Source organism: Mesorhizobium sp. M7A.F.Ca.CA.002.15.2.1 (genome assembly GCF_003998715.1).
Classification (GTDB): Bacteria; Pseudomonadota; Alphaproteobacteria; order Rhizobiales; family Rhizobiaceae; genus Mesorhizobium; species Mesorhizobium ciceri.
The window spans coordinates 1-6306 of the sequence record NZ_RZPI01000302.1 but is presented as its reverse complement, the minus strand read 5'-3'; the positions used below and the strand labels follow the sequence as shown (position 1 = coordinate 6306).

Here is a 6306-nt window from a genome sequence, read left to right as displayed (position 1 = left end):
GAGCTGGTCATAGCCGATCTCGATCATTTCAAGAGCGTCAACGACAGCTTCGGCCATGCGTCCGGCGACCGGGTGATCGAGACTTTTGCAGGCTTCCTGCGTGAAGCCGCCGCCGCGCATCACGTTGCCGGCCGCATTGGCGGCGAGGAGTTCGCCATCATCCTGCCGGGAACCAACCTTGCCGCGGCGCGGCTGTTCGCCGAGGGGACGCGCAGCGCCTTCGGCGCGCTGCCCATAGACGGACTGCCGGCTGACAACCGCTGCACCGCGAGCTTCGGCGTCGCCGAACTCCATGCGAGCGAAGACTTTGCCGATCTGATGCGGCGGGCCGACCAGGCGCTCTATCAGGCGAAGAATGCCGGGCGCGATTGCGTGCGCGTCTCCGTCGGGCCTGCCGGCAACTGGTCGTCAGCCGGAACGGAAGCTAACGGCAGGGGCTGAGTTCGGGCATCTCGCCGTCGGAGAGGCCGTACATATAGGAGCGGCCCTTCACCAGCACCGGCGGCCGGTAGCAATCGCTATAACCGCCGATTTCGTCGGCTTCGTTCTCGTAGATCACCTTGGGCTGGCCGGCGCTGGTGTAGTCGGAGAGCTGCTTGGCCAGCCTGCCTTGGCCGACGATGATGCGCTTGTAGCCGGCGGCGCTGTCGACGACGAGGTTGCCGAAGGAATCGGCGTAGACGCGATCCTGATGCCGTGCGCCGGCAAGCGCTGGCGCTGCAAGGCCGGCGACCGAGGCTGCTACGACGAGCGCCGCAAGGCGCGATTTGCCCGAATTCGAACGCATGGCGTCCTCCGTGTCTTGAGGGAAAGCCTCCTCGAATCAGAAATTAACGGTTTCTTAACCTTTGTTAAGAGGCCGGCGCGTTTGGCGGCGATGTCTCGGTAAACATGGTTAATATCCGTTAATATCCGACTGGATGGAAAACCCGGTGGCCATCATTCGGCCATGCTTGGCCGCACCATCGCGGCGGCGTCCGCCTTGGCGTCGGGACGATCGTGATCTGGACAAAGCATCGTGGCCGCTTGCCGCGCGGGAGGACAGCATATGGCGCTACGCCGGCCGATTTGGGTGTCCGTTTTCCCGTTGCTCGGTGTCGTCGCTGCCTGTGTGCCGCAAGACAGCGCGCCGAAGGCAGCCAATACCGTCGTCGTCTCACCTGCGCCGGCCCAGCAGTCCGTCGCAGCCGCGGTGCCTCCGGCAGCTGCACCCAAGATCATCACCGACCTTACCGCGCCGCGACCAGGCATAGGCACGGCCACCTATAGATGCGGCAACAACGGTATGATTTTCATCCAAAATCTAGGCACGTCGTTGCGTGTGGTCGGGTCCGACGGCGCGACCGAGGAGTTTGCGGCGTCGCCTGCCAACCAGAGCAGCCGCTACCAGGCGGCCACGCATGACGCAATCGTGATCGACGGGCGCGAGGCGCTGGTGATGAAGAAGGGATCGACGCCGCAGACCTGCAAACGCTGACGCCAGTCTCACCACCGCTGGGCCCTGGAGCCAGATATGTTGCACTGCAGCGATATCGAGCCGGCTTCAGGCCTTCCCAGCCTAATCGATTGAAGCCAAAGCCCGCCTTTTAGTCAGACTAAATTACGTTTTCGAAACGGTTTTCTGGCTTTGACGCGGTGCAAAAAGAGCATTAGAAACCGGCTGTCCGAAGTCGCAACCGGAAGCGGCAATGCCGCATTTCCACCTGAGGCTCCAGAGAGACGCCGAACTGGGGGAGCCATGAGCAAATCACCAGCCACCCGCGAATTTGCCAGACGTGAACGGCCGATTTCGCCGCACCTCACCGTGTACCGGCCGCCGATCACCATGACGATGTCGATCATTCACCGCATCACCGGCGGCGCGCTGTATTTCGGCACGCTGCTGGTCGCCCTGTGGCTGATGGCGGCGGCAAGCTCGCAGGCGACCTTCGATTGGGCCAATTCGGCCTTCGGCACCTGGCTCGGCCGGATCATCCTGTTCGGCTACACCTGGGCGCTGATGCATCATATGCTGGGCGGCGTACGGCACCTCATCTGGGACACGGGCGCGGGCCTGGAAAAGCATACCGCCTCGAAGATCGCCTGGGCGACGCTGGCCGGCTCGATCCTGCTCACGCTGCTGATCTGGATCGCCGGCACCATGGCGCGGGGAGCTTGATGATGAGCGGCAAAAACACCGACATGCGCACGCCGCTGGCGAGGGTCCGCGGCCTCGGCTCCGCCCGCGAGGGCACCGGGCATTTCTGGCGCCAGCGCCTGACCGCGATCGCCAACATCCCGCTGATCCTGTTCTTCGTCGGTTTCCTGATCGCGCTCAACGGCGCCGACCACGAGCATGTGCGGGCAGCCCTTGCCAACCCGTTCGTGGCGCTGGTGATGGCCCTGGTGCTCATCTCCGGTCTCACCCATATGCGGATCGGCATGCAGGTGATCATTGAGGATTACGTGCATGGCGAAGGCATGAAGCTGGCGCTGATCGCGCTCAATACATTTTTCACCATAGCGGTCGGCGTCGCCTCGATCTTCGCCCTGCTCAAGCTGGCATTCGGAGGCTGAGTTGGCCAAGGACGCGAAACAAGCCAACACGGCAGGCTATACCCTTGTCGACCACAAGTTCGACGTGGTGGTCGTTGGCGCCGGCGGCGCCGGCCTGCGCGCCACGCTCGGCATGGCCGAACAGGGGCTGCGCACCGCCTGCATCAGCAAGGTGTTCCCGACCCGCTCGCACACGGTGGCGGCGCAAGGCGGCATTGCCGCCTCGCTGTCCAACATGGGTCCCGATTCCTGGCAATGGCACATGTACGACACCGTCAAGGGCTCGGACTGGCTGGGCGATGTCGACGCCATGGAATATCTGGTGCGCGAGGCGCCGGCCGCGGTCTACGAGCTCGAACATTACGGCGTGCCGTTTTCGCGCACCGAAGAGGGCAAGATCTACCAGCGGCCGTTCGGCGGCCACATGATGAACTATGGCGAAGGTCCCCCCGTGCAGCGCACCTGTGCCGCCGCCGACCGCACCGGGCATGCCATCCTGCATACGCTTTACGGCCAGTCGCTGAAGAACAATGCGCAGTTCTTCATCGAGTATTTCGCGCTCGACCTGATCATGGAGCCGGACGGCACCTGCACCGGTGTCGTCGCCTGGAACCTGGATGACGGCACCATCCACCGCTTCTCGGCCAAGATGGTGGTGCTGGCGACCGGCGGCTATGGCCGCGCCTATTTCTCGGCCACCTCGGCGCACACCTGCACCGGCGACGGCGGCGGCATGGCCGCGCGTGCCGGCTTTCCGCTGCAGGACATGGAGTTCGTGCAATTCCACCCGACCGGCATCTATGGCGCCGGCTGCCTGATCACCGAGGGTGCGCGCGGCGAGGGCGGCTATCTCGTCAATTCCGAGGGCGAGCGCTTCATGGAGCGCTACGCGCCGTCAGCCAAGGACCTTGCCTCGCGCGACGTCGTCTCGCGCTGCATGACGCTGGAGATCCGCGAAGGCCGCGGCGTCGGCAAGAACAAGGACCACATCTTCCTGCATCTCGACCATCTCGATCCCGCCGTCCTGCATGAGCGGCTGCCGGGCATTTCGGAATCGGCCAAGATCTTTGCCGGTGTCGACCTGACCAAGGAGCCGATCCCGGTGCTGCCCACGGTCCACTACAATATGGGCGGCGTGCCGACCAATTACTGGGGCGAGGTGCTCAATCCGACGGCGCTCAATCCAGACCAGGTGTCGCCCGGATTGATGGCTGTCGGCGAAGCCGGCTGCGCCTCCGTGCACGGCGCCAACAGGCTCGGTTCGAATTCGTTGATCGATCTTGTGGTGTTCGGCCGCGCGGCGGCGATCCGCGCCGGCCAGGTCATCGACCGCAAGTCGGCGATCCCTTCGCCCAACGAAGCCTCGGTCGAAAAGATCATGGACCGCTTCGACCGGCTGCGTTACGCCAACGGCTCGACACCGACGGCGGTGCTGCGTGAAAAGATGCAGAAGGCGATGCAGGAAGACGCGGCCGTATTCCGCACGCAGGAGTCGCTCGAAAATGGCTGTAAGCGCATTTCGCAGATCTGGGGCGAGTTGAAGGACATCAAAGTGTCCGACCGCTCGATGATCTGGAACTCCGATCTGGTCGAAACGCTGGAGCTGGAAAACCTGATGGCCAATGCCATCACCACGGTCTACAGCGCCGAGGCGCGCAAGGAGAGCCGTGGCGCGCACGCACGCGAGGACTTTTCGGCGCGCGACGACGCGGTCTGGCGCAAGCATACGCTGGCCAGGCTGAGCGAAGACGGCGAGGTGGCACTCTCCTACCGGCCGGTGCACACCGAGCCGCAGCTGGCTGAAAAGGACGGCGGCATCAGCCTCGCCAAGATCGCGCCCAAGGCCAGAGTGTATTGAGGATCGAACATGGTTGAACTCACGCTCCCCAAGAATTCGCAGATCAAGCCGGGCAAGACCTGGCCGAAGCCGGAGGGCGCCACCAATCTGCGGGAATACCGCATCTATCGCTGGTCGCCGGACGACGACGAGAACCCGCGCATCGATACCTATTTCGTCGACATGGACGACTGCGGGCCGATGGTGCTCGACGCGCTGCTGTGGATCAAGAACAAGATCGACCCGACGCTGACCTTGCGGCGTTCCTGCCGCGAAGGCATTTGCGGCTCCTGCGCCATGAACATCGACGGTTCCAACACGCTCGCCTGCACCAAGGGCTGCGACGACATTTCGGGCGCGGTAAAAGTCTACCCGCTGCCGCATATGCAGGTGGTCAAGGATCTGGTGCCCGACCTCACCAATTTCTACGCCCAGCACGCGTCGATCCAGCCTTGGCTGAAGACGGTGTCGCCGGAGCCGGCCAAGGAGTGGCTGCAGAGCCATGAGGACCGCGAGAAGCTCGACGGGCTCTATGAATGCATATTGTGCGCCTGCTGCTCGACCTCGTGCCCGAGCTATTGGTGGAACGGCGACCGCTATCTCGGCCCGGCAACGCTTCTGCAGGCCTATCGCTGGCTGATCGATAGCCGCGACGAGGCCACCGGCGAGCGGCTCGACAATCTCGAAGACCCGTTCCGGCTCTATCGCTGCCACACCATCATGAACTGCGCGCAGACCTGCCCCAAAGGCCTCAACCCGGCCAAGGCGATCGCGGAGATCAAGAAGATGATGGTGGAGAGAAGGGTTTAGGCGGTTGGTTGGTTGCCGGCGAGAGTAATCCAATGAGCGATGACCTTCCCATCCTTTCCCCTGTGGAAGCTCGCATTCTCGGCTGCCTGATCGAGAAGAAGGAGCTGACGCCGGATGTCTATCCGCTGACGCTCAACGCGGCACTGGCCGCCGCCAACCAGAAGACGGCGCGCGAGCCGGTGATGGCGCTGGAGCAGAGCGAGGTGCACCGGGGGCTGAAGCTGCTCGAACAAAAGGGGCTGGTGCGGCAGATGTTCGGTTCGCGTGTCGAGCGCTACGAGCACCAGATGGCGCAGCGCTTCTCGCTGACCACACCGCAGACCGCCTTGATCGGCTTGCTGTTGCTGCGCGGGCCGCAGACGGCCCATGAATTGTCGGCGCGCACCGAGCGCATGGCACGGTTTTCGTCGATCGAAGATTTGCGCGCCGAGCTCGACATGCTGATCGGCCGCCGACCGCCACTCATCCAGGAAATCCCACGCGGACCGGGCCAGCGCGAGGAGCGTTACGTCCATCTGCTGAGCGGGATTCCGCAGATCGCCCCCATCGCCATGCAGGCTGCGTCGGCTGCTTCATCTGCCTCCGGCCTCGAGGAGCGCGTCAGCGCCCTCGAGGAGGAGATTGCAATGTTACGCGCCCGCATCGACGCGCTGACCGGCGAGCGCTAGGTTCACCTCCTCGAGTAAACGCCGCTCGCTTCGCCGTCGGGGTCGATCAGCCGCAACTGGTTGCCGTCCAGTTGCCAACGCAAGGAGACCGGCTTCAGGTCACCGGGCTTGAATTTCCAGAGGCCCGTAAGGTCGGGCCGGCAACCATTGACGGATTTGTAGGTTCCTGCCGTCGGCGTGAAAACCAGGGTCGAACCGCGCACGGAGGCCTTGCCGGTTTTCAGGGTCAGCGACCGGACCTGACCGCAGCCGTCGACCAGAGACGATTGGAACAGCGCGTAATAGGTGCGCCCGTCAGCCCCGAAGGTAAAGGTGACGCTGCCGCCGCTGCCTGGATCGCAGTTGCTGAATGTGTCGCAATAATTGCCGCTGGCAACTGCAAAACCCCACTTGCCGACGAGCGCTCCCGGCATCGCACCGAGGCGCGAGCGTGTCGTCGGTCCCTTGCCCTGGCCG

9 protein-coding genes are annotated in these 6306 nt (G+C 63.8%); 7 read left to right on the top strand and 2 right to left on the bottom strand.

Features of this window, described 5'->3' with window-relative positions; all coding sequences use genetic code 11:
• Window positions 1–441, top strand: a 441-nt coding sequence (locus ENZ74_RS17725) for a GGDEF domain-containing protein (RefSeq protein ID WP_164761066.1), incomplete at its 5' end; no start/stop codon positions are given.
• Here the strand turns inward: ENZ74_RS17725 and ENZ74_RS17720 are convergent.
• A complete protein-coding gene (locus tag ENZ74_RS17720) occupies window positions 425–787 on the bottom strand; it encodes a hypothetical protein (protein WP_024504989.1) in 363 nt (120 codons plus the stop codon). The genes ENZ74_RS17725 and ENZ74_RS17720 overlap by 17 nt on opposite strands.
• 261 nt (window positions 788–1048) lie before the next feature.
• Here ENZ74_RS17720 and ENZ74_RS17715 point away from each other — a divergent pair, with 261 nt between their 5' ends.
• The 6 genes from ENZ74_RS17715 (at window position 1049) to ENZ74_RS17690 (ending at window position 5850) form a co-directional block, all read left to right on the top strand.
• Entirely contained in the window at window positions 1049–1477 is a 429-nt protein-coding gene (locus tag ENZ74_RS17715; protein ID WP_063169530.1) for a hypothetical protein, read from the top strand.
• Window positions 1478–1738: 261 nt separating this feature from the next.
• Window positions 1739–2158: a succinate dehydrogenase, cytochrome b556 subunit gene (gene sdhC, locus ENZ74_RS17710; protein ID WP_063169529.1), complete on the top strand. Its 420-nt coding sequence runs from the start codon at window positions 1739–1741 to the stop codon at window positions 2156–2158.
• 2 nt (window positions 2159–2160) lie between these two features.
• The gene (gene sdhD, locus ENZ74_RS17705) at window positions 2161–2556 is read left to right on the top strand and encodes a succinate dehydrogenase, hydrophobic membrane anchor protein (protein ID WP_013528875.1); all 396 of its coding nucleotides are present in this window, start codon (window positions 2161–2163) and stop codon (window positions 2554–2556) included.
• A gap of 1 nt (window position 2557) precedes the next feature.
• On the top strand, window positions 2558–4393 hold the full coding sequence (gene sdhA, locus ENZ74_RS17700; RefSeq protein WP_063169528.1) for a succinate dehydrogenase flavoprotein subunit: 1836 nt from the start codon (window positions 2558–2560) through the stop codon (window positions 4391–4393).
• A gap of 9 nt (window positions 4394–4402) precedes the next feature.
• The gene (locus ENZ74_RS17695; protein WP_013528877.1) at window positions 4403–5182 is read left to right on the top strand and encodes a succinate dehydrogenase iron-sulfur subunit; all 780 of its coding nucleotides are present in this window, start codon (window positions 4403–4405) and stop codon (window positions 5180–5182) included.
• A gap of 32 nt (window positions 5183–5214) precedes the next feature.
• Entirely contained in the window at window positions 5215–5850 is a 636-nt protein-coding gene (locus tag ENZ74_RS17690; RefSeq protein WP_027163303.1) for a DUF480 domain-containing protein, read from the top strand.
• Window positions 5851–5852: 2 nt separating this feature from the next.
• Here ENZ74_RS17690 and ENZ74_RS17685 read toward each other — a convergent pair.
• Window positions 5853–6306, bottom strand: a 454-nt coding sequence (locus tag ENZ74_RS17685) for a hypothetical protein (RefSeq protein ID WP_164761065.1), incomplete at its 5' end; no start/stop codon positions are given.